The organism is Streptomyces sp. 2131.1 (assembly GCF_900105515.1).
In the GTDB taxonomy this organism is placed as follows: Bacteria; Actinomycetota; Actinomycetes; order Streptomycetales; family Streptomycetaceae; genus Streptomyces; species Streptomyces drozdowiczii.
Genome location: NZ_FNSY01000001.1, coordinates 6,103,370 through 6,127,271 on the forward strand (window position 1 = coordinate 6,103,370; position 23,902 = coordinate 6,127,271).

Annotated in this window: 6 protein-coding genes; all 6 read right to left on the reverse strand. The window is 74.1% G+C overall.

Annotation, left to right across the window (positions count from 1 at the left end; all coding sequences use genetic code 11):
* Positions 1-14: 14 nt before the first annotated feature.
* Positions 15-2,393 (reverse strand): glycoside hydrolase family 65 protein, encoded by a 2,379-nt coding sequence (locus tag BLW14_RS27545; protein ID WP_093709832.1) that lies wholly within the window; start codon positions 2,391-2,393, stop codon positions 15-17.
* Positions 2,390-3,130, reverse strand: a complete 741-nt coding sequence (locus BLW14_RS27550) for a beta-phosphoglucomutase family hydrolase (RefSeq protein WP_093709833.1) — start codon at positions 3,128-3,130, stop codon at positions 2,390-2,392. The genes BLW14_RS27545 and BLW14_RS27550 overlap by 4 nt, the downstream gene beginning before the upstream one ends.
* Before the next feature lie 92 nt (positions 3,131-3,222).
* The gene (locus tag BLW14_RS27555; RefSeq protein ID WP_093709834.1) at positions 3,223-4,329 is read right to left on the reverse strand and encodes an RICIN domain-containing protein; all 1,107 of its coding nucleotides are present in this window, start codon (positions 4,327-4,329) and stop codon (positions 3,223-3,225) included.
* A gap of 91 nt (positions 4,330-4,420) precedes the next feature.
* Positions 4,421-23,053: a hypothetical protein gene (locus BLW14_RS27560; RefSeq protein ID WP_093709835.1), complete on the reverse strand. Its 18,633-nt coding sequence runs from the start codon at positions 23,051-23,053 to the stop codon at positions 4,421-4,423.
* A gap of 18 nt (positions 23,054-23,071) precedes the next feature.
* The gene (locus BLW14_RS27565; protein WP_093709836.1) at positions 23,072-23,440 is read right to left on the reverse strand and encodes a hypothetical protein; all 369 of its coding nucleotides are present in this window, start codon (positions 23,438-23,440) and stop codon (positions 23,072-23,074) included.
* A 7-nt stretch (positions 23,441-23,447) separates the two neighbouring features.
* Positions 23,448-23,897: a YbaB/EbfC family nucleoid-associated protein gene (locus tag BLW14_RS27570; RefSeq protein WP_093709837.1), complete on the reverse strand. Its 450-nt coding sequence runs from the start codon at positions 23,895-23,897 to the stop codon at positions 23,448-23,450.
* Positions 23,898-23,902 lie beyond the last annotated feature (5 nt).

The window sequence follows — 23,902 nt, forward strand, 5'->3', positions numbered from 1 at the left end:
CGATTGCCCCCGTCTCAGCCCTGCCCGGGGCCCGGCCGGTCGGCGTCGCCCGGACGGCGGTGCAGTGGCTGTTCGGGCGTGGGCCGCCGCTCCGGCGGGGAGATCGCGAGGGTGACGGGCTCCTCACCGTTCACGTGCGCCTCCGTGCCGTGGTGGTGGATCGTCAGCGGTTCACCGATCAGCAGGGAGTACGTCGCCTTGTCGGGCCCGATCTCCACCTGGAGGCACCGGCCGCGGAACTGGAGCCGGAAGGCAAGGCGGCTGAACTTCTCGGGCAGCCGGGGCGCGAAGCGCAGGCTGTCACCGTCCCGCCGGGTGCCGCCGAATCCGGCGACCAGAGCCATCCACGTACCGGCCAGCGAGGCGATGTGCAGTCCGTCGCGGGTGTTGTGCTCCAGGTCGGCCAGGTCCATCAGCGCGGCCTCGGCGGTGTAGTCGTAGGCCAGCCGCAGATGCCCGGTCCTGGCGGCGACGACGGCCTGGCAGCACGCCGACAGGGACGAGTCCCGTACGGTCAGCGGCTCGTAGTAGGCGAAGTTCGCGGCCAGCTGCTCCTCGTCGCAGTGGGCGTCGAACCAGGTGCCGCAGGTGTACATGGCCAGCACGAGGTCGGACTGCTTGATCACCTGCTTGCGGTAGATGTCGAAGTAGGGGAAGTGCAGCATCAACGGGTACTGGTCGGCACGTGTGCTCGCGAAATCCCAGCGCTGGTGGTGGGTGAAGCCGGCGTGCTGCTCGTGCACGCCGATCTCCTCGTTGTAGGGGATGTGCACGGCCTCGGCGGCGTCCCGCCAGGCGGCGCTCTCCTCCTCGTTCACACCCAGCCGGGCCGCCTCCTCCGGGTGGCGTTCGCACACGTCGGCCGCGGCGAGGAGGTTGGAGCGGGCCATGAGGTTGGTGTACGTGTTGTCGTCCACGACGGCGCTGTACTCGTCCGGCCCCGTGACGCCGTCGATGTGGAACACACCGTGCGGGTCGTGATGGCCCAGCGAGCGCCACAACCGCGCCGTCTCCACCAGGAGTTCCAGGACGGTCTCGCGTTCGAAGGCGGTGTCGCCGGTCACCGCCGCGTGGCGCACCGCGGCGTGCGCGATGTCGGCGGCCACGTGGAAGGCGGCGGTGCCGGCCGGCCAGTACGCGGAGCCCTCCGAGCCGTCGATGGTCCGCCACGGGAACGCGGCACCGCGCAGTCCGAGCTGGGTGGCCCGGTCCCGGGCGGCGGGCAGGGTGCCCTGGCGCCAGCGCAGCGCCTCGGCGACCGCCCTGGGCTCGGTGTAGGAGAGGAGGGGCAGCACGAACATCTCGGTGTCCCAGAAGGCGTGGCCGTCGTACCCGGAACCGGTCAGCCCCTTGGCCGGGATCGCCCGTTGTTCGGCGCGGGCACCGGCCTGGAGCACGTGGAAGAGAGCGAAGCGGACCGCCTGCTGGATCTCCTCGTCGCCGTGCACCTCGACGTCGGCACGGGCCCAGAAGTCATCGAGGTAGGCCCGCTGCTGGGCCACCAGTTCGTCCCAGCCGCCATGCGCGGCGGCAGCCAGCGCGGCCTCGACCTGATCGCTCATCGCGGGCCGGGAACGGGCCCCCGACCAGCCGTGGGCGACGGTCTTCTGCACCCGCAGCCGCTGTCCCGGGTCCAGGACGGAGGTGATGGTCAGACGCGCGACGTCCGTGTTGCTCTCGCTGCTGGTGGTGATGTCCCCCGGGGCGTCCACGACGTGGTCGGCGGCCACGGCGACCCTGAGGCCGCTGCGCCGCGTGCGGTGCACCAGGCGCAGCCGCGACCCGACGGCCTGGTCCTCCTCGGGCTCCAGCGGGGACTGCAACGCCTGGGCCGTCCGCGGGTCGCCGTCGGACGAGGGCAGGCTCTCGTTGGTGACCAGCTCCGACTGGATGACCACCCTGGTCCGGCTGTCGACGGGCTCCACCTCGTACTGCACGGCGGCGATGGCGCGCTGGGTGAGGGAGACGAGACGGGTGGAACGCACCCGGACGGTCGTACCGGCCGGGGAGGTCCACTCGCAGCTCCGCTCCAGCACGCCGCGCCTGAAGTCCAGGGTGCGCTCGTGCTTGCGGAGGCGCCCGTAGCGCAGGTCGAAGGGTTCGTCGTCGACGAGCAGCCGCAGCAGCTTGCCGTTGGTGACGTTGATGACGGTCTGGCCCGACTCGGGGTAGCCGTAGCCCGCCTCGGCGTAGGGCAGCGGGTGCAGTTCGTACACCCCGTTGAGGTAGCTGCCGGGCAGTCCGTGCGGTTCGCCCTCGTCGAGGTTGCCGCGCCAGCCGACATGCCCGTTGGACAGGGCGAAGACGGATTCGCTCTGCGCCAGGAGATCGAGGTCGAGAGCCGTCTCGCGCACGCGCCAGGGCTCCACGGTGTACGTCCGGTTGGTGATCACGCGCCGCCTCCGAGTTCGGCGAGGTCCTTGACGACACGGTCGGCGCCGTGGGCGTACAGCGCGTCGGTCTGCCCGACGCGGTCGACGCCGACGACGAAGCCGAAATGCCCGGACCTGCCCGCGTCCATGCCGGCCAGCGCGTCCTCGAAGACGGCGGCCCGGGACGGCTCGACGCCGAGGTCCCGGGCGGCGGCCAGGAAGGTGTCGGGGTGCGGTTTGCCCGGCAGTTTCCGTTCTCGGGCCACCACGCCGTCGATCCGTACGTCGAACAGCTGCTCGGCGGCGATGGAGTGCAGTACGTCGCGGGTGTTGGCGCTGGACGAGACGATCGCGGTGGCGAGCCCGGCGGCGCGGACCGCGTCGATGTAGTGCAGCGTGCCCTCGTACGGCTCCACACCGTCGGTACGGATCTTCTCCAGGAGGAGCTCGTTCTTGCGGTTGCCGACACCGTTGACGCTCCGCGTGTCCGGCGGGTCGTCGGGGGTGCCCTCGGGCAGTTCGATGCCCCGGGAGGCGAGGAAGGAGCGGACGCCGTCGGCCCGGGGGCGGCCGTCGACGAACTCGTCGTAGTCGGAGTCGGAGAAGGGGCGGAAGTCCGCTCCGTCCCGCTCGCGCAGGAAGGCGTCGAAGGTCGCCTTCCAGGCGGCGGCGTGTACCACCGCCGTTTTGGTGACCACCCCGTCGAGATCGAAGAGACAGGCCTGGATGCCTTCGGGAAGTCCGAGCTGTGTCGTCATGACCCCACAGTTCCCCGCCAGGGCGGGTCCGATCGGATGACACGCTGTGAGGTACGCCGCCTACCTGCCCGGACTCAGGCCCGTCGGCGCACTCAACGCCTGCTCCACTTCTGGTTGTCCCGGCCGTTGCAGTCCCAGAGCTGGAGGCGGGCGCCGCCGCCGGTCTGCGCGTTCTTCACGTCCACGCACTTGTTGGCCTGCGGGTTGACCAGGTCGTGGTCGGCGCTCAGCACGAACTGCTGGGCCGGGTTCCCGCTGCACCATGCGATCTGGATCACCGCGCCGTTGTCGTGCGAGCCCCAGGCAACGTCCATGCAGAGGCCCATCGAGCGGATGGTGCCGTCCGGGCGGAAGTCCCATTTCTGCCAGTTCTTGCCGGTGCAGTCGGCGATCTGGAGGGGGGAGCCGTCCGCCCCCTTGTGGGCCACCATTTCGATACAGCGGTTGGAGGCGTGGCCGAAGAGCGTGGTGCCCGGCGCAGCGGTCACCGTGGTGGTGACAGCGGGCTTCGGGGCCGTCTTCTTCTTCGGCTTTTGCGGCGTCTTCGACGGCTCCGGGTTCTTCGGTGCCTTCTGCGTGCTCCTCGGCACCGCCGGGCCCCCCGCCACGGCGTCCGTCTTCGGCTTGTGCTTCCCGTCGGCCTCCTTGCCCTTGCTCGCGGACGGCGACGGAGACGGTGACGACGGGGCCGGGTCGGCCGATCCGTAGACGCCGGGTGCCGCGCCGTCGCCCGAGTCGTTCAGCACCGTGCCCGCGTCGGCCACCCGGTCCGCCGGTCCGCCGCTCCCCGGCCCCGATCTGTCCAGTGCCCCCGACACCAGGAACGGCACCCCGACCAGCAGTGCCCCCGCGATGGCCGCACCGGCCAGCAGGCCCCGGGACGGACGGCCGGAGGGCCGGGGGGCCGCGGACTTGCCGCTGCCTGCAGTGTGGGCCTCGGGCTCGGCTTCCGCCTCGGCCTGAGCCTCCGCCGTGGCCGCCGGTTCGGTGTCCGGAGCCGCCTGCGCGGCCGCCGCGTCCGGTGCCTCCGGTGCGGGCGTGCTCTCCGGGGTGGCCGGCTCCGGCTCCGCGGTCTTCGCCGGTTCCGGAGACGCCGCTGCTGCCGGCGCTTCCGGAACCGACACCTCCGGCTCCGGTGTGGTCGGCGTCGCCGACTCGGCCGCCGCGGCCTGGTGCTGCGGTTCGTTCTTGCCGGACATGGTCTTCCTTTCGGGGTGGTGGTGCGGGGTCGGGCCGTGCCCGTGCTCAGCCGCCGGGAGGTGGTGGTGCGGGGTTGATCCGTACCTGTGGTCAGCCGCCGGGAGGGGCGGCCGAGAAACGGCGGCCGTCGAAGTACAGGTTCAGCGGCTCGCCCTCCTCCGGACCGAACGCGCGGACGCCGTCGCCGGGTCCGAGCACCCGCACCGGGCGTCCGGCCTCCCTGGCGACCAGCGCGGCCAGGGTCGCCACGTACGCCGGGGAGTCGGGGCGTGCCAGGACCAGCGCCAGGCGCGCGGCGTCGTCGAGCCCGGCCTCGTCCACGGTCAACCGGCCGCTCTGGAGGATCGACTGGGCGCGCAGCGCGTCCGTGAGGGCATCGATCCGGGCGAGATCGTCGATGCTCACCAGCGTCTCGCCCTCGGGGAGTTCGGCGTCCTCCGGAGCCCGGCGTGCCGCCACGTCCGTACGCGCCCACGCGCGCAGCGCGCCGTGCGGGTCGCGCGACCGGGTCCACGCCGGGGCATCGCCCGACGCTGTGAGCAGCCGGGAGAGCGAGGCCACGAAGGAGTCCGGACGCTCGCCCCGGGGGACGGGCGGCGGGCCGCCCGTGTCCTCGGCGTCCTCCTCGTCGCCGTCGTCCTCCGAGTCCGTGTCCGAGTCGTCGGAGTCCTCGTCGGACTCCTCCTCGATCCTGGGCGGCGCCGGCCGGCCCGTGCGGATCGGCCAGCCCGCCGGTGTACGGGCGAACGAGCCCGTCGGGAGCGGCACCGTGCCGTCGCCCGCCGCCGCGCGCTCCGCCTCCAGGAGGGTCACGAGGTCGGTCAGGCCGTTCTGCGCGTTGCGCTGCCGGTCCGCCTGGCGGGCCTGTTCGGCGAGGGCTTCGCCGACCCGGCGTTCGAGGCCGTTGACGCCCTGCTGGGCCGTGTCGAGTGCCGTGACCGCGGCGTCGTGGCGTTCGGTGGCCGCGGTCAGGGCATCGCGGGCCTCCCGGTCGGTCCACGACGCCGTCGCGGCCGTGTCACGGGCGCTGGCCAGCGCGGTGGCCGCGGCGCCCGCCGCGTCGCGGGCCATGTCACGGCGCCTGGCGGCGTCCTCGGCCGCGTGCCGGGCGGCGTCGGCGGCGCGCTCGGCCGCCCCGGCCGCCGTCCGGGCCGTCTCCAGCGCGGCGCGGGCACCGTCCCGGCGTACGGTGCGACGGGCGACAGACCCGCTGGAGCGGCCGGACCCGTGCGACCCGCCGGACCGATCCGACCCGCCGGAACCGCCGGACCTGGCACCGCCGCGCGAGGCCGCCTCGGCCACCGCCTCCCGCAGGCCGCGTTCCGTCGCCTCCAGATGCTCCCGCGCGGCGCGGACCGCCTCCTGGGCCTCCTCCGCCTCGCGGGTCGCCGCCGTCGCTCGGGCCCGGCGGTCCTGGGCGTCGGCCGTCAGCTCCGCGACGCGGGTGCGCCGTTCCCGGTCGGTGCGTTCGGCGGCGGTGACCGCGTGGTCGGCGGCCGTACGGGCGTCCCGGGCGTCGCGCGCGGCGGCCCGGGCGTCGTCCAGGTCCCGCCCCGCACGCGCCACCGGGGGGCGGGCCTCGTCCAGCGCCCGGCGCGCGCCGGGCAGTTCGGCCTGGAGCCCCGCCTCAGCGGCGCGGGCCGCCTCCTCCGCGTGCGCCGCCGCGTCCAGCGCCCCGACCTGTTCCCGGACTGCCGCCCAGCCGGCGCCGTCCTCCTCCGGGCCGGCCGGCTCCGGCTCGCCGTCGGCGTCGAAGCGGCGGAAGCGCACGCCCTCGTCGTCGCGCAGCGCCAGCTCCACCGGGCGGCGCAGCAGCGCTGCCGCGCCGGCGGCCGAGTACAGCGCGCGGGCCGTCTGCCCGGGGCCGCCGTCCACGGCCAGCCAGATCTGCACGCCCTCCACGGCCGCCCCGCCGTCCGCCCGGACGCCGTCCGCCAGCAGCGCCGGCAGGTCGCGCAGCGGCACCGTACGCCAGTCGCGCAGTACGGCGTCGGCGACGGCGTCGGCCGGGGCCCCCGCCGCGTGGGCGCGGGCGTCGGCGGCTTCCCGGACCAGGGCGGCACCGTCGAACGTCCCGGCGTCGGTGTGGGCACCGGTCACACCGAGGCCCAGCAGATCGCGCTCCAGGGGGCGCATCCGCACGGTGCCCGTCACGTACCGCACGCCGCCCGGGCCGTGCACGGTGATCAGCGCGTCGGCGAGGATCTCGTGGCTGCGGGTGCCGCGAGATCCCTCCGGGGCGCTGGTGTTGCCGTGCTTGAGCCAGTCCCGGCGGGTGCCGCTCACGGCGGCGCCGGGGCCGGGGGCCTGCGGCTGGCGGGCCAGCACCGGGACGGTGAAGTTGACGATGTGCCGGTTGTCGTCGGTGGCGGCGAGCCCGCCCTGTGCCGCGAGCCCGGCGGTGACGCCCGCCTGCGAGGAGGACGCCGCGCCGAACGTGCTCAGCCGCAGCCGGTCCACCGTCACATCCCCCGTGTCGGTGACCGGGCGCGGTCGGTACAGCTCCACCGTGAGACGGGGCGGGGTGCCCGGCGCGCCCTGGAGGGGGTAGGCGCCCGGCATCGTCGTTGTCGGCCCGGCCGGGCCGCGCGGGTGGTCCAGCGAAAGGGTGCCGGACTGGATCAGCTCGCCCATGCGCACGGCCGTGGCGTCCGCCGATCCGGAGGCGGTCAGGGAACGCCAGGAGCGGGTCAGCGCCGGGGCCACCTCGCCCAGCGCCGCGGCCAGTTCCGCCCCGCCGTCGAAGGCGTACACGGGGGCCGGGCCGTGCGGCACGAAGCGGTCCCCGGTCATCGCGGGCCGCGCGGTGTGCCGGGCCACCGGCAACGGCGCGGGGGCGGGGGCGGGGTCGCCGGTCTCGCTGCCGGTGAACCGCAGCGCGGCGGCGGTGTACACGGTGGTGGTCCGCGCCGGCCGGCCGCCGAACAGGTGCGCGATGCGGTCGGCGAGCGTGGCGTCCGCCTCGGTGAGGCTCAGCACGCCGTGCTGGAACAGGCTGCCCGGCAGGTCGAGCAGCCACTGCGCGGCCGGGGTCGACCGCACCTCGGCCACCACCCGGTACGGCACGCCCTCGAAGTCGGCGGCGTTGTCGGTGCGCTGCCAGAAGCGGTCCTCGGCGGAGCGGGTGACGCGCGCCGCGTTGCCGCGAGTCGTGTCGGCGCTGAGCAGCGCGCCCGCCCGGTCGGTGCGCGGGCCGCCGGTAGGCCGCGGGAAGCGCGACTGGAGCTGCACGAACCCGGCGTGCCGCACACTGCGCGCCGTCCGGTCGGTCACCGAGGAGGGCACGTGGCCGAGGAACTGCTCGATGCCCGAGCCCGCCGCCGCCGGATGCCCGCGCAGCGCACGCAGCGCGTGGTCGTCGGCGTCCGGCTCGGTGCGCAGCGTCACCTCGACCAACTGGGCGCCGCCGTAGCCGAGATAACGGAACCGGAAGCGCTGCACATGGCCGGGTCCGCGACCGGCGAGGGTGCGCAGGCCGGCCGTCGACGACAGGTCCGCGACACGGGTCGCCACGCCCGGCAGGTGCGAGGAGTGGCCGGGCCGGGTGATGCCGGGCGCCTCCTCCTCGATCAGTGCGAGGAGCCGCTGCCGCAGCACGTCGGGGCGCTGCACCGTGCGCGTCGCGTCGGTGAACTGATCCACCGCGAGCACGCTGCCCAGACCCACTTCGCGGGAGGCGGTGAAGCGGCGCGGCAGCGGCACCGAGCCGACCGTCGGGCCCGGTACGGCGAGACCGGCCACGCTCGCGAACCACGCGGCGTGGCGCCGGATCTGCGCCGGGGTGGCCAGGAACCGCACCCCGTCCGTCAGGTCCACCGCCACCGTCACCGCGCGGCCCTCGCCCTGCCCGAACGCGTTGCCGACGACGTTGCGGCGGCCCCGGCGGAACGTCACCAGCAGCGTCGCGTCGGCCGTGATCCGGTGCTGGGTGCCGCTCTCGGTGGCGGTCCGGTAGGCGGTCGTCGTGGAGCCCAGCGCCCGCGAACGCTCGCTCCGGGCGGTACGGGTGTAACGGCCCGACGGGTTCAGCGTGCTCGGCCGGGACGCCGGCGGCGTGCCCTGCTCCTGACCGGGGCGGTCGGCTCGGGTCACCAGGACGTCGTCGAAGTCGTTGCCCGCCGCCTGGTCGGCGGCCGGCGTCTGGCTCGACGACGTGTTGCGGACCGCGCGGAAGCCGCCCGCCCACTGCGAGGTGCCTGCCGCGCCGCGCTGCTGAGCCGCTCCGTCGGTGGCGCTCAGCCCGGTCTCGAAGTACTGCGCGAACCCGTCCGTCGCCCTGGGCCGCCGCAGCACGCCGCGGATCTCCACCGACAGCACCTCGTCCGAGGCGAGCCCCGGAAGGGTCAGGCCCTCCACCACGTAGGCGCCCTTGAACACCTGGTGCCCCCGGGCCAGCAGCGCCGCGGGGCTGCGCGCGGCCGACAGCATCTCCGCCGCCACCGTCGTCGGATCGGTGGCGGCCGCGCCCGCCAGCGACTCGCCCAGCGCCCGGCCGGCCCGCGCGACCGGACGCGGGGTGTGCCCGGCGACCGCGTCCCGCACGTCGTCCAGCAGACCGCGCGCCGGATGCCCCGGGTAGGTGTTGCCGAGCACCGCGCGGAACGCCGAGTCCAGCGCGGCGGACGCCTGGAACACCTCCATGATCGCGTCGTCCGGCAGCAGCACCGTGTCCGGCAGCGCGGCGCCGTCCTCGTCGGTCAGGTCGAGCAGGTCCCGGTCGGCGTCGGTGGCCGCGCGCAGCACCGGCGCCGGGGGAGCCGCCGGCACCGGCGCCCCGGCGGGAAGCGTGCGATGCGTCGGCACCGACAGGCGCAGCGTGCCCGGCACCCGGTCCGGCGGCGGGCCGGGCGGCTCGGCCGGCGGGGCACCGTGCGGCACGAACGGCACCGCCACCGTCTCGTGCGCGAAACGCACCGACGGTTGCTCACCGGGGCCCTCGTACAGGTCCAGCGCGAGATCGGCCGGCACCTCGAAGACCTCGCTGCGCTGCCCGGCCCCGCTCCCGATGAACAACTGGTCGTGCCCGACGCCCAGTTGCACGCTGTTGTCGTGCCGCACCTGGTTGCCGCGCACATAGTCGCCGCTGCCTCCCAGCGTCCACGACCCCTTCGGCAGCCCGAACGAACCGCCACCGCCGTACGAGAGCCCGTACGACGAACCGCGGTGGTCGGCGCCCGCCGCCGACAGCGACGCCACGCCCATGCCCTGCACGTCCGGCAGCACCCGGCTGTGCACGCTGTCGCCGTCGCCGCGCACCGCGCTGAGCACCAGCCGCACCCGCCGCGCCCCGGTCGCCGTCGGGATCTCCAGGAACAGGGAGTGGCCACCGTCCAGCATGGCGTCCGTGGCGGCCCGCTGCCCCACCTCCGAACGCCCCTGCTCGAACCGGCGCAGATTGTTCAACTGCGCCTGCACCAGAGCCTCGTCGGGCAGCACCCGGTTGCGTCCCGGTGTGTCGCCGGGCAGGAAACCCTCCCGCCGCAGCCAGTTCTCGGCGTGTACGAAGAGTGGCGCGGCGCCGTCCACGGCCAGCGGTGTCGCCGTCGTGCCGACCGACCGCAGGTGCTCCAGCTCCGCCGGCAGCCGCCGCAGCTCGTCCGCCGCCGGCGCGTGTCCGTTGGCGTCCTCGGCGGTCAGCAGCCGCAGGTGCATACCGCGCGGCCAGGCGTCCGGGGTGAACTCCCGCCGCCCGCCGCCCGGCAGGTGCAGGACCAGCGTGTGCCGTACCTCGGCGGGGGCCAGCAGATGGCTGCGGTTGGTGCGCACGGCGTGCATCAGCGCCGTACTGCCGCTCTGCGCCAGTTCCTCGTGCGTGCCCGCCTGCGCGGACACCCGCCCCAGCGCACCGCCGCCAGGCCGGTGCGAGGCGTTCGGATGCCCCTGCGACCGGTCCGCGGTGAGCGCCGGTCCGACGCTCCCGGACAGGGAGAGCCCGCTGCTGAACCGCGACTGCGAGTCCAGCTTGACCACCTGGGTCAGATGGCTCTCCAGGTTGATCTTCCCGGCCACGCTGCGCCGCAGCGGTTCGCCCACGACGACCTCGGTCCGCAACTGGAACATGCCCAGGGCGCGCCCCGAGGTGTCGAGCAGCACCGGCGAGAACACCCCCCGGTCCCGCTGCATGGGCAGGGTGCCCCGCAGCAGCGGCTCCGACAGGAACGTCTCCAGCTCCGCCGCCGAGTCCTCGTCCAGCGTGCTCAGTTCGGTGCCGAAGAAGCCCAGCGCCTCCGCGAGAAGCCGCTGCGGCTCGGCGACCGTGTCCACGCCCCACACCGGCAGGTCGTCCAGACCGGCCGCCTCCGGCAGCTCTTCCGCCTCGTCCCGCGCGAGGTGCTGCGGGAACCAGAACGTCACCGGCCCGTGCGCCTGCGGCGGCCCCCAGGTGACCGGCGGCGCCAGCCGTGGGGCGTCCACCCGCACCTCCCACGAGGCGGTGAAGTCGTACGGCTCCGAAGGCTCGTTGCTGCGCTGCGCCGACGTGGTCTGCACGACCGTCGTCACCGACGACGTCGAGGACAGCTGGTTCAGGGTCATCGCCAGCGTCAGCGCCACGTCGACACCGCGCACCGGGATGGCCCGTGTCACCGGGAAGAGGCCCGTCCACGGCAGCAGCAGGGTGCGGACCGTGCCCGACGCTTCAGCGGACACCGACTCCTGGGTGCCGATGCCGCGCCGCTCCACACGCACGTCCCGTTCGGCGCCCTCCGTCTGCCCGTACCGCGCCGACGCCACCGGGTCCGACAACCGCATCCGCACGTCCACGGTCCGGTCGCGGCCGTCCACCCGGACGGTGAACCGGAAGCCCAGACTGCCGCGCACATAGGGCAGGTTGAGTATCAGCTGCTCACCGCTCGCCACCGCCCGGAGCTGTTCCCGCACCGGGTGCGTGTCCGGGGCGTGCGCCAGCCCCAGGGCGCCCATCACCTGCTGGTGCAGCCCCTCCACCACCGCCGGTGGCAGCGGCTCCAGGTACACCAGGCCCACGTTTCCGTCCAGTTGGGCGCCGTAGGCGAGCACGTAGGTGGAGGACGGTGCGGGCACCGGCGCCCGTGAGGTGGGCCAGGCGGGGGCTTCGGTGGCCGGGACGGGAGTGGTGTCGGGATCCGTGGGGGTGTTGGTGACCGCGTCCGTGTGGTCGTGGAGGCGCGGCCCGGCGTCGGTGACGTTCTCGATGGTGGCGAGGTAGCGGTGGGGGAGGGAAGCGGGCGCGGGGGTGTCGATGGTGGCCATGAGGCCGTCGGTGCGGACGGCGGTGGCGTCGGGGTGGTTGCGGAAGAGGAAGTCGTTGTCGCGCTGTTCGTCGGGCAGGCCGAGGTAGTGCAGGAGTTCGTGGAGGAGCTGGCTGTCGGTGTGGTTGAGGTCGAGGTGGGTCTGGTCGGGCCGTGCGGGCTTGTCCGTGTGCGTGAGGGCGATGGCCTCCGGGTGCTCCGGGCTGTCGACGAGGTTGACGTTGACGTGGAGCTGGTCGCCCGAAGCGGGCAGGGCGTAGCCGGTGTTGAGGTGGTGGTCCACAAGTTGCCCGAGGCGTCGCGCGAGCCGGGCGGTGTGCTGGGGATCGGCCGCGTTGACGGGGAGGTTGAGGGTGTGGTCGCGTACCCATTGGCCGCTCGGGGCCTGGATACGGCGGATCTGGGCGCGGACGAGGGTGGTGGCGCCGGAGAGGAGTCCGGGCCGGGGGGCGTCGGCGGTGGGGTCGGCGTGGGGGTCGAAGCGTTCGGTGCGCAGGGTGGCGGGGCGTGCGTGGGGGCGGAGGTGGTGCCAGGTGTCGGGGTGCGCGGGCTCGGCGACGCGGGGTGCGGGCCGGTCGTCGCGGGGGCCGCGGCGGGGCGCGGGGCGGCGTCGTCCGGCGGGCCGGGTGCTGGGCGCGTCCTGCGGGCCGCGCGGCGCACTGGACGTCGGGATCGCGGTGAGCGGGGCCGCGTCGCTGGCCGTGTAGTGGTTCAGCCCCCAGTAGTGGACCTCCAGGACCCGGCCCGCGGTGGGTGAGCCGACGCGGGTCACCGTGCCGAGGCCGGTCGTGGGATCGGGCCGCAGCACCTCCACCGTGACGCCGAGGGTGTCGGCGAGCAGCGGCAGGAACATCTCGCCCTGGTCGCTCTGCCAGGCGCCGGACCAGTTCCGCACCGCGGCGAGGGCGTGGTTCAGCTCCTCGTCCGTGAAAGGGACGGTGCTCTCGGTGTAGGCGGAGTCGATGACCTGACGGAGCTGGGCGTCGTCCAGTTCGTCGAGGGAGGGCAGCCGGCCGGTGTCGCGGAGGTGGTTGAACATCTCGATGACCCCGGGGTCGGCCGGGCGGTCGGTCACCCCGTCCTCGGTCAGCGCGGCGTCGTAGCGCGTGTTGAGGTCGCTCAGCTCCTCGGGCCGGCGCACCCCGTCGATGCCGTAGCGCCTGGCCGTCGCGAGCAGCTGGGGCCGGTTCATGGCGGCCGTGGCCCGGGTGAAGCGCGGTGCCAGCGTCTGCCGGACCTGGCCCACCACGTCCTGCGGCAGCGGCCGTCCGCCCCGGTGTGCGTCCAGCAGCCGCTGTTCGGCTGCCGAACGGAGGTGGTCGGCGGCGATCAGCAGATGGTTGCGGGCCTGCCCGGCCGCGGGGGAGGTGTCGCCGCGGGCGGCCAGGCCCAGACCGGTGCGCACGTCGTCGGTACGTCCCAGCCAGGCGTACGTCTCCGGGGCCCGGGTGCTCAGCCCGGGCACCCGCTCGCGGACGCGCTGCGGGTCGGTGCCGATGAACGTGTAGAGGATGCAGCGGCCGTCGTCGATCGTGGGCACGGTGTTGCCGCGCGGCGCGCGCACCTGGAAGGGCTCGGAGAGGGGTGGCGGTGCCGCGGTCTCGGGGGCGGGGTCGGAATCCGGGTCGGGGTCGGGGTCTGGGTCGGTGTCGGCGGCGGATTCGGGGCGGGTGTCGCTGTGGGTGTCGCCGTCCTCGCCGTGCTCGGACGTGCCCTCGCTCTTGGGCGGGACCGAGGATGCCGGGTCCGGCACGGTGAGCGTGGTCTCCGCCTCGGACGGGTCGTCGCGGTCGTCGGAGCGCGCGTCCGAGGTGACCGAGGCGGTGGAGTCCGGCTCGGCGTCGGAATCGGTGTCGTCCCCGGTGGCGGGGGTGTTGCCGGTGGAGGGGCCGGACGTCCTGGGCAGCCCGGAACCCGGCGGGTGCGGGGGCATGGCGGACAAGGACGACCGCGAGGGCGGCACCGCCGCGGGCCCGTTCGCCAGGACGGGCCCCGCCGCCGCGGGCAGGGCGGTCTCCGCGGCGGCGCGCCGGGTGGCGGCGTCGTCGCGGCGGCCGAGGATGTCGTCCAGCGCGTGGTCGATCTCGCGGAGGCGCAGCTCGGCCCGGTCGTGCGACTCCTGCGCGTCCTGGCGGACCAGCTCGGTGTCGTCGGCGTGGCCGCGCGCCGCGTCGGCGTCGGAGCGCAGGGCGCGTGCGGTGCCGCGAAGGTCCGGGAGCTGCGCCCCGAGGTCCTTGAGAGCCGCCTCGTCCCCAGCCAGGGAGATCTCGGACTGCCGGAGGTTCGTGCGGTCGAGCGCCACCTTTTTGCGGACGCCGTCCAGCTCGGCGCCGAGCCGGGCGACCTCGGCGGTCGCGGCGTCGATGCGCTCGGTGAGCCGCGGATCGACGGCCGGGGGCGTCGCGGGGGCGGCCGGGGGTGTGGACGAGGTGCCGGTGTCCGTGGGCTTCGATGAGCTGCCGGGCCTGGTGTCCGGGGGCACGGACGAGGTGCCGGACCCGGTGTCCGTGGGTGTCGACGAGGTGCCGGTGTCCGTGGGCTTCGATGAGCTGCCGGTCCCGGTGTCCGCGGCCGGCGCTGCGGCGGCTTCGTTCAGGGCGTCGAGACGGGCCCGCGCTGCCTCCAGGTCGGCGTCGAGATTACTCTGCCGGCGCCCGCCCTCGGTGAGGGATTCCGTGAGCGCGTCGATGGTGCCGCGGTTGGTGGCGATGCCCGTGGTCAGCTTGTCGATCCGGCCTTCGAGGTCGCGGAGGTCCTGCTCGGCCGCGTCGGCCTCGGTCTCCGCCGTGCCGGCCGCCCGGTCGGCGTCGTCGGCCGTCGTCCGCGCGTCGTCCAGCGCCGTGACCGCGCCGCGCAGGCCGTCCACCGCGTCCGACCGCAGCTTCCGCATCTCGGTCTCGTCGGCGAGGGCCTGTACGTGGTCGCCGTGGGCGCGGTGCAGATCGTTCGCGATGGTCTCGAAGCCGGACCAGGCGCGGTCCAGTGCCGGATCGCCGAGGGGCAAAGTGCCCTCCGTGCCCGGCGCCCCGGCCGGGGTGGTCCTCAGGGCACCGTCCGGACCGAACGACCAGAAGCGCAGTCCCTCCGGGCCGCGCGTCACCAGCTCCACCGGATGCCCGGTCAGCCGGGCCGTACGGGACGACCCGTACAGCGCGAGGGCGAGCTGGGAGCCGTCCGGGTCCGCACCGGTCGCCAGCCAGAACTGGTACCCGTCGTCGTCCGGATCGACCCCGGCGACAAGGGCGTCCGGCAGGTCGCTCGGGGGTGTGGACGCCCACTGCCCCGGTGCCGCGCCGGTCTGCGAGGCCAGCAGCGCCGGCAGGTCGTACACACGCGGGAGTGGCCGGGGCGGGGTGATGCCGTGGCCCAGCGCGTCGCGCTCCTCGATGCGGAGGGTGGCCGTACCGGTGACGTGCCGCACCCCCTCGGGGCCGCTGACCTGGATGTGCACGTCCGCCTGGACCTCGTAGCCGCGGGTGCCGCGCCCCTCGGCCGGTGCGCTGGTGCTGCCGGTCTTGAGCCACTCGCGGCGCCCGCCGGAGACGTTGCCGCCGAAGTTGCCCGGGTCGATGGGCCGTTGCAGTACGGGCGGAGTGGCGCCGACCAAATTGCGGTCGGGGTCGTCGGCGCTCAGCACGAACGGCAGGGACAGGCCCAGGGCGGTGTCGTTGCCGGACACCGTGCCCGAGGTGTCGGTGACGATACGCAGCCGGTCCACGGCGATGTCGCTGCTATCGGTGACCACCCGGGGCCGGTACAGGGACACCGTCAGGGTGGGCCCCTCCGGGGTGTCCAGGAGCGGGAAGGCACCCGGCATCGTCGGCAGCATGCCGCCGACCTGACGCGGGTTGTCCAGGGCGATCGAACCGGCCTGGAGCAGCTCCCCGAGACGCACCGAGGCGTTCTCGTCCGAGGTGGACGCCGGCTGCGCGCGCCAGCCGCTGCCGGTGGCCGGCGCCACCTGGTCGAGAGCCGTGTAGAGCTGGTCCCAGGCGTTGAAGCCGTACACCGGGACGTTGCCGTTCGGGTGGAACAGCCCGTCGTCGCGCAGCGCGGGCTGCCCGTGCGGCGCCGGCCGCGGGTCGACCCGGGACACCGAGACGGGGACCGGCAGCGGGTTGCCGCCGCGCGGGTCGGCCGTCTCACCGCCCGCGAACCGCAGGCTGACGTGGGCCGGGACCCGGGTGCGGCCGCCGATCTCGCCGGCCAGGGTGCGGCTGATCCAGCTCCGGGTCGGCGAGTCGGCGTCGCTCCACGCGATGAATCCGCGCTGCACCAGCGCGCCCACCACGTTCGGCGGCCAGTCCGTGACCCAGGTGGAGCGGACGGTGGCGACCAGTTCGTAGTCCAGGCCGTCGAAGTCGGCGGCGTTGTCGGTGCGCAGCCAGAACCGGTCCTCGGCGGTCCGGCCCCGTTTGTCGGTCTTGACACTGGCCGACGTCCACTGGGGCGAGGGGCCGAGCCGGTCGGTGCGGTCGTCCGCGTCGGGCCGGGTGAACCGGGCCGTCGGATTGAAGGTGACCCGGTGCTGCCGGCTCACCGTGTTCGCGGTGGACCGGCCCGCCGGGGTCTGCGATGTCCAGCTCTCCAGCCCCGACTTGTCGCCGGGGACGGCGGTGCCGCGGCGCGCGCCCCGGCTGGCGGCGGTGGTCGTGGGCCGGGCCGAGAACGTCACCTCGACCAGCGCCGCGCCGCCGAACCGGTGGTGCCGGAAGCTGAACCGGGCCTGTCCGCCGCCACGCCCGATCAGCGCGCGCTTGCCCGCGGTGCTCGTCTGGTCGGCGATCAGGGTGGCGACGCCGGGCAGGTAGGAGGCGTGGCCGGGGGTCGTGACGCCGGGTGCGTACCGGTCCAGGAGGCCGCGCACCTCGTTCTGGAACCGCTGGCGCTGCGCGGTGCCCGGCCGGCCGGTCGGGCCCAGTTCGGTGACCGAGGTGACCGAGGCCAGGCCCAACGTGCCGTCCCGCACATAGCGGCTGGGCAGCGGCGGGCTCGCCAGGCCGGTGGGCGGCACGTCGGCGGGCAGCCCCTCGACGCCGCCCATCCACTGCCGGTCGCGGCGCAACTGGCTGTCGGTCATCAGGAATTGGAGGCCCTGCGGCACGTCCACGGCGAGCTGGACGGTCTGCCCGTTGGTGTAGCCGACGAAGTTCGCGAACGCGTTGCGGTGCCCGGAGCGGATGGTGATGACATAGGTGAGGTCGGCTGTGACCCGGTGCTGGATGCCCGTCTGGGTCGGTACTCGGTTGGTCGTCGTCGTACTGATCGAAGTATCGGACTTGTCGGCCTTGCGGTCGTACTGGTAGCGCAGGGACGGGTTGAAGCGGGACGGCTGCCGGGTCTCCGCCGTGCTGGGCTGCGGCGTGGAGGTGGCGCCGTCCTGCTGTGTGTTCGGCTCCGGGTCGGTGGCGGGGGCGGGCGACTTCGGGTTGTTCTGTGTTGCCGTGCCCGCCAGCCCGAACTGGTGCGTCTTGCCGAGGCCCTTGAGCTGCTGCGCCGAGTCGGCGGCGGCGACGTCCGACTCCATGTACTGGCTCGTGCCGGACGTCAGCCGCGGGTGGTGCGCGACGGCCTGGATCTCCACGGAGAGCTGCCCGTCGGCCCCGAGACCCGGCAGGGTCAGGCCCTCCACCACGTAGCTGCCGCCGAGTATCTGCTGGCCTCGCGCGACCAGCGAACCGGGCGAGAGCGCCGCGGTCCGGGACTCGGCGGCTACCGTGGTGGGATCGGCGAACGGGTCGCCGGTGAGCGAGCTGCCGACGAACCCGGTGAAGCGGCTCAGCAGCGAGGGCGCCGGGGTGGGGGAGACCGGGCCGGGGGCCGGAGCGGTGGCGCCGGAGGTGGGTGCCGCGCCGGTGACGATGCGCTGGAAGGCGTCCTGGAGGGCCGCCGAACCCCGCATCACGTCCACCAGGGCGTCGTCCGGGACCCGCACCACGTCCGGGCGCGGCCGCCCGGTGCCGTCCGTCAGGGCGAGCCGGTCCCGGTCGAGCCGCGAGACCGGGCGTACGGTGAACGGCTCGCCGGCCGGCTCCGGCGCCGGGGCGTCCAGGGTCCGGCCGTGCGGCACGCCCAGCCGGACGGTGCCCGGCACCCCCGCCGGCACGGTCCCCGGCGCGGACTCCAGGTCACCGGGCGGGTGCGGCCGGGGCTCCGGGGTGCCGAAGCGGACCCGTGGCCCGGGGGCCGTGCCCTCGTACAGATCGAGCGTGAGACGGGCCGGTACGTCGAACTCGTGGGCGTCCTGGCCCGAGCTGATGAAGAACTGGTCCTGCCCGACCGTCGACGAGGTGGTGTTGCCGAGCGAGGCGTTGCCGACGTACTGGTAGTCGCCGGTGCCGCTCAGCGTCCAGGAGCCGTTCGGCGTGGGAATACTGGGGCCGCCGCCGAAACCGAGGCCGCCGCTGTAGCTGTTGCCGAGTCTGCCGTTGCCGCCGGCCGTCGACGAGGACACGCTGATGACGGCGACGCCGGGGAGCACCCTCCTGTGTACGGGCGGCCGGTCCCGGTCCGCGGTCGCGCCGAGCACCAGCCGCACGCGACGCCGCCCCGTCGACGAGGGCGTCTCCAGGAACAGCGAGTGCCCGCCGTCCACCATGGAGTCCGTCGCGCCCCGCAGCCCCAGCCCGGAGCGCAGCTCCTGGAGTCGCCGCAGGTTGTTCAACTGCGCCTGCACCAACGTTTCGTCGGGCATCCGGCCCCGGCGCGGCGCGGTCGCGGGCGGTGGCAGGAAGCCCTGGTCGCGCAGCCAGGTCTCGGCCTCCGCGAACAGCGGGGCCGCGCCCTCCACACCGAGCGGCGCCGTCGACTGCCCGATCGAGCCGAGCGAGGCCAGCTCGGCGGGGAGCTGCCTGACCTCGGACTCGGCCGGCGTATGGCCCCGGGCGTCGTCCGCGCTGAGCATGCGCAGGTCGAGGCCGTGCTGCCAGGTTCCCGGCGTGTACGAGTCGGTGCTGCCGTCCGGCCGGATCAGGGTGACGGTGTACGAGACGTCGGCCTCGGTCAGCAGGTGGCTGCGGTTGGTGCGCAGCGCGTGCACGGAGGCCGCCGACGAACTGGTGCCGAACGCGTTCTGCGCGCCGAGCTGGAGGGTGCCCTTGCCGCTGAAACTTCCTCCGACGGAGCCGGTGGCGTCCGGGTGGTCCGGCCGCGTGTCACCGGTGAACGACGGGCCGATGCTGCCGGCGAGGGCGACACCGCTGTTGAACGTGGTGTTCTGGTCGTTCTTGACCGTGTTGACGAGATGGCTCTCCAGGTTGATCTTCGCGTCGATGCTCTTGGCGACCGGCGCGGTCGGCGTGACCCGCGCTTCCAGCCGCACCATGCCGACGGCCCGGCCGTTGCCGTCCGTCAGCACGGGCGAATACAGCCCGCCGTCGCGCTGCATCGGCAGTGTGCCGCGCAGCACCGGCTCGGAGAGGAAGTCGGCGAGCTGCGAGGAGGACGTGGCGTCGAGATCGGCGCGGAAGTGCGCCGCCGCGCCCTCGTACAGCCGCCGGGGGTTGAGCACCGAGTCCACGCCCCACAGCGGCAGGTCGTCCAGGGCGGCCGGGGCGGGCAGTTCCTGGGCGGGGTCGGCGTCCGCGTCCACCAGGTGCTGCGGGAACCAGGCGGTGACCGGCCCGTGCTGCCGCACCGGCGACCAGCCGACCGTGGGATCGCCGTCGGTGGCGTCGCCGTCGGTGGTCGGGGCGGTCGGCGCGGGAGCGTCCACGCGGACCTGCCAGTTGCCGTCGAAGTCGTAGGCCCGGGACGGCTCGGCGCTGCGCTGGGCGGTGGTGGTCTGCGTGACCTGGGTGACGGTGACGGAGCCGTCCGCCTGGTTGTGCGTGATGGTCGCGGACAGCGCCATGTCCAGCGAACGGACCGGGCCCGACGCGGTGATCGGCAGCGAACCCGTCCAGGGCACCGGGATGGTCGAGAACGTGCCGGACGGCTGCGCCGAGACGTTCTCCCGGGTCCCCTGGCCGCGCCGCTCCACGTGCTTGTCGGGGTCACTGGTGTCCAGCTCACCCTGGCGCGCGGACGGCCGCCCCCCGTCCAGGGCCAGCCGCACGTCCACGCTCCGGTCGGTGCCGTCGACGCGCAGCGTGACGCGGTGGCCGCCGAGGCTGCGCAGGTACGGCAGGTGCTGGGCCATCTGCGCCGCCGACAGCACGTCCCGCAACTGGGCGAGGACCGGGTCGTCGGGGCGCGGGGCCGGCCGGCCGAGGGCGGTGATCACTTGCCGGTGCACGGCATCCACCACATCCGGCGAGAACGGCTCCATCAGCACGAGCCCGACCTGCCCGTCGTGCCGCCGACCGTAGCCGCCGAGGTACGAGGGGCGGGGCCCGCGTCCACCGGTCGTCTCGGACTCCGGCTCGGGGTCCGGGTCCGGATCGGGCAGGGGAGCGGTGTCACCGTCCGCCGTGGTGAGCGTCAGCTCCGGTACCACCGGCGGGAGCGTCGCCTCCTCGGAGATGACGACGGGCGGGGGTGCGGTCGTGTCGTCCGGGACCGGCGCGGACGTGGTGCTGATCGGGACCATCGGCACGGCTTCGGAGTCCGAGGCCGGGTCGACGACGGGCGCGGTGGCGGACGTCGTGGCGGGCGGGACGACCGGTGCCGGCGGGTCCGCGCCGAGGTCGCCGGTGAGCGGGGCGGGCGGCGTCGAGGCTTCGCGGCGCTCGCCGTCGGGGCGCGGCCGGGGCGCGTCGGCGGGGTCGCCCACCAGCGTGCCGATGAGCTGGAGGTGCCGGGGCCGCAGCCCGCCCGCCCGGTAGCCGGGCGGCTCCGGCGAGGGAGCGGGCACGGGGACGCCGGTGACCGGGGGCGCGTTGCCCATCAGGCTTTCGTTGCCGCCGCGGTGCGGCGCGGCCGGGTCGAGGCCGCTCTCGTCGCGCAGGCCGAGCTGGTGGCCGATCTCGTGGGCCAGCGCCGAGTCGGAGATGTCCGCCGGCCATGAGTGGTGCGTGGTGGGCACGCCGTCCGCCGGGTCGGTCAGGGTGACGTCCAGGTGCGGCGTCCGGTCGGCGGCGGCCGGAACGACGGTGACGTGCAGCCGGCTGCCGTCGGGCAGGCGGTGGTCCGGGGTGTTGAACACCCTCCGCACACCCTCTTCGAGCCGCTGCCGCACCCCGTCGACCTCCGGGCCGAGCTGCGGGTCGCCCGTGACGCGGTAGGTGACGGTGAGATCGGTGACGGGCTCACCGTCATGCGTGAACTGCCGTACGTCGAAGGAGGAACGCACCACGTACTGCGTCGGCCTGCCGTCCGGACCCGTGGGCCGCGAGACCGGGTCCACCCACGTGTGACTCCGCGGCGTCGGCGTCGCCCCGTTCCGCGCCTCCCCGAAGCTGCCCGGCGCGGGGTGGGACGCCGGGGTGACGGGCGGCGTCGGGGTCAGGACCACCGGCTCCCGTATGCCGTCGGCCACGGGGTCGGGTGTGTCGTTCCGCGCGGGGTCCGTCGTCGAGTCCGAGGACGAGTCGTTCCGGGCGGGGTCCGTCGTCGAGTCCGAGGACGATGTGTGCACGGGCGTCGGACGGGGGGCGGGGCTGACGGCCGGTGCGTTGACGGGTATGCCGTCCGGGGCGGTTCCCTGGGGGACACCGTTCGGGGCGGTTCCCTGGGGGACACCGTTCGGCGGCGGTGCGGTGCTGCCGGTGACGATCGGCTTGGGCGCCTCGGTGACGGGGGCGTGGACGTCGGTGCCCCCGGTGCCGTCGGGATCGGTGATGTCGCTCCCGGCGATGCTGTCGGTGTCACTGAACACGGAGTCCGTGTCCGAGTCGCTCTCGGTGTCGGAGTCGGTGTCCACGCCGGTTCGGGCGTCCGTGTCCGTGTCGGTCGTCGTCGTGTCGTCGGACCGCGGCGAACTCCCCGGACGAGCCGTGCCGTTGCGTGTGTGCGGCTGCTGCTGCGCGGTGTGCACCGGAGGCGGATCGCTGGGCGCCGTCACCGGCGGGGCCGTCGTCGGCTTCTGGACCGCCGACGGATCGGTCGCCGGGTGAACGTCGGAGTCGGTGACCGTGACGTTCCCGTCGAGGTCCGGGACATCGCTGTGGACGTCCACCCCGTCGATCTTGACGGGCTTCACGTGCACGCCGTCGAAGTGCACGCCGGACGGACCGCCGGCGGTGACCTTGCCGCCGGTCACCTCCACGTCCAGGTCGGACGACTGGGTCGGAGGCCGCACGGTGACCGGCCCGTTCCGCCCGTCGCCCGTCGGGGACGGGCCCGGCGTCGGCACACCGTTGCCAGGACCCGGGGTGGCGCCCGGACCCGGGCCCTTGCCGTCGCCGCTGCCGGGGCGGGGAGCGTCGTCCGCCGTGGAGTCGTCCGGCGTGTCCGGGAGGTGCGCGGTGTTCACGGTCGGCGGCTTGGTGAAGTTGAACTTGTTGCCGAGGGCGGACGCCCCCTGCCCCAGGTGCCGTTCGCTGACCGCGCTCAGCCCGCCGCCCAGGAAGGTCATCGGGCCCTCGACGGGGAGGTGGAAGATCGCCGCCGTGGCGAGCTCGCCCAGTGCCTCCGCGCCGCCCTCGGTGAGGAAGTGACCGATGTCCTCACCGAGCTCGTGCTTGATCCTGTCCCCGAGGCCGGGGGGCGGGGTGGGGGGCGGTTTGGGCAGCGGGACCGGATTGGGCTTCGGCGTGGGGGTCGGCTCGGGGCCCGGCTTCGGCGTCGGCTTCGGGTCCGGCCGGTGGGAAGGCCCGTCGTTGAGGTGGTGGTCGTCGAACTTGTTGTTGTGGAACTTGTTGCCGTTGCCGTCGATGCTCTTGAACGGGTTGTTCCCGCTGCCCCAGAGGTTCTTGAAGTTCTTCTTCAGGTTCTTGAGGATGTCGTTGAGGAACCCGTGGAACAGCCCGGTGAACGCGCCGAAGACACCGTCCTGGACGATCTGCGACCAGTCGAAGCCGTCCGGCCGCCGCCCCTTGGGCGCGCCCAGCATCATCGCGAGGCGGACCGCGAACGTCGTGAACGCCTCTTCGATCATCTCGGAGAGGGTCGGCAGCAGGTGGGTGCGCTTCATCAGCCAGTCGAGCAGCGTGAGGATCGCCACCCGGCTGCGCGCCTTGGCGACCGCCGCCTGGCTGGAGGCCGAACCGCCGGTGAAGATGGACAGCGCCATGATGATGGCCAGTTCGATCAGCAGCCGGATCAGCTCGGCGATGATCTGCCACTTGGCCTCCATGATGTCCATGGAGGACTTGGTGCGCGCCTTCTCCAGGTCGTCGAGCTGGTCGGCGAAGTCCTTCAGGTAGTTCTTGCCGCCACTGTCCAGGAACAGGTGCATGGCCTTGACGTACTGGTTGCCCACCTGCGGCGGCAGCGAGCGCCCCACGCCACCCGCGGTCTGCTCGATCAGGTCCGACAGGTCCCGCACCCGCCGCCCCAGCCGCCCGTAGGGCCGGCCGTTGGCGAAGGCCATGTCCTCGTCGGCCTGCAGCATTTTCTCACCGATCAGCACGAACAACAGATTGTTCAGCTGCGGTGAAACCTGGATGCTCATGGGGCGCGGTCCGGTCCGTCAGTGCCTGCCGCCGCCGTGCGTGCCGCCGGAGACGTTGCTGTTGTCGATGTGGGACTCGTGGATCGCGTCGAGGTTGCCGCCCAGGGTGGTCAGGACGCTCTTCAGATTGGCGAGCGTGCCGTCGCCCACGCCGACGATGGCCTCGGTCAGGGCCTTGCCGGTGCTCACCGCGCCCTCCCGCTGCTTCTTCTCCTGCGGGACCATCGTCTTGGCGTAACTGTCGTCCTTGCCGGGCCAGTCGCTGGTCGCCGACACGTCGTGGAAGAACTCGTTGAACATGTCGACGGCGTAGTCACTGATCGCCTGGAGCTGCCGGGTGCCGCCGGTCAGGCCGGGGAAGTTGGCGTAGTACGCGTTTTCCGTCATCGTCTCCTCAGTCCTCCGGGTCTTCGCTGATCTCGTCACGGAGCCGGCCGGAGCCGCGGCGGCGGTCGCCCTTCGGGCCCTCCAGCACACCGGGCCCGAAGATCTTGTTCCAGTCCACGTCGAAGCCGGTGAGTTCGGGCGTCTCCGCGTTCGCGTGGGTGAAGGGCTCGAAGGTGGACATCACCCGCCGGGCCATCCGGGCTCGCGCCTCCTGCGCCGCCTCCAGCACGCTGGCAGCGAGCTGACCTGCGGGCATCGTACGGTACTTGTCGTCCAAGAAGGTCAGCGCGGTCATGTCGCCCTGGGCGGAGACGGTCACCTCCACCGAGCGGTCCGCGGAGCGCACCGTCGCTTCGGCGTGCGCCAGTTCGCTCTCGGCGCGCGCCACGGCGGCCTCGGTCTCCTCCAGTTCCGCCATCGCCTTGGCGAGCCGCTGTTCGATCGACTCACTGTTCACCGCGC